Below are 935 nucleotides of genomic sequence, written 5' to 3'. Positions count from 1 at the left end.
CTTGCCAGAAATAAGTTTTTCTAAGTTAGTTGTACAAACCATAAATTGTTATACTAGAGTATTTCGTGTGTTGTTTGGTGGTGAGTTAAGGCATCGGTACTCAAGAAAGCAAAACGTACGAACATCCGAAGAGCTAAGCGACCATATGAAAAGAGACCTTGGTTTGTGATACTTAAAGACTTAAGTCATAAATAAAACAACAGCTCAATAAGCCGAACCTGGGTCATGAGGTTCGGTTTTTACACCTCACCTGAGTTAGTTATGGAATGGATTTATGATGTTTATGAGGGGTTTATCTTCTTGGGTGTTTTCTTTCTGGTATTGTTGCTTGTAGGAGGTTGTCGCAATGATTGATTATTTAGCTTTGTTTGTTCATCCTGACGACTGGGTTTGGTATCACTGGGCTCAGTATTTTGTTGCTTGTTATGTTCTATGGGTTTTTATGAAGGCTAATCTATCCACTTAGTGCGCATTATATTCGTGTTTATGTTGAGTGGTTTGCCGTAGGCCTAGACCGCGCAAAGGGTGGGCGAGAGAATTGCTCATTGTCGTAGCTCGCTGCGTACATGCCATGAGAGAGAATCGCTTTGAAGAGATAGCCCGTAACATAAAAAGCGTATAATGCGCATTAAGGAAGAAATGACATACCAAACGCTGAGTATGTCATTTTAGTTTGTCTTTGTTTTTAATCATGAAGTAGTTCAGGAGGCTTTTGCAGTCTTCTGGTCTTCCTTCCAGTTTGATACTTTTTATTTTTCCGCTTTTATCGGTTTTGTATTCATACATGCAGAAATCATCGCCGTTTCTGATTTTGTCTATGCGTTCCTTGCCATAGACTTCTTCAATTGGTCGGTTTGGGTCTTCTTCTCGACCAATGATTTCGCCCATTGTCTGGCTTGCCAATGAACTTGAGCTCATTAAGGCCATTGATAATA

At 39.8% G+C, this 935-nt stretch carries 1 protein-coding gene; it reads right to left on the bottom strand.

Going from position 1 to position 935, the window contains the following annotated elements; translation table 11 throughout:
- Positions 1-663: 663 nt before the first annotated feature.
- A partial coding sequence (locus R7190_RS26045; RefSeq protein ID WP_318137704.1) for a hypothetical protein occupies positions 664-935 on the bottom strand: 272 nt, incomplete at its 5' end.

The organism is Vibrio sp. 1078-1, from assembly GCF_033340475.1.
This window is presented reverse-complemented; position numbering and strand designations above follow the sequence as displayed.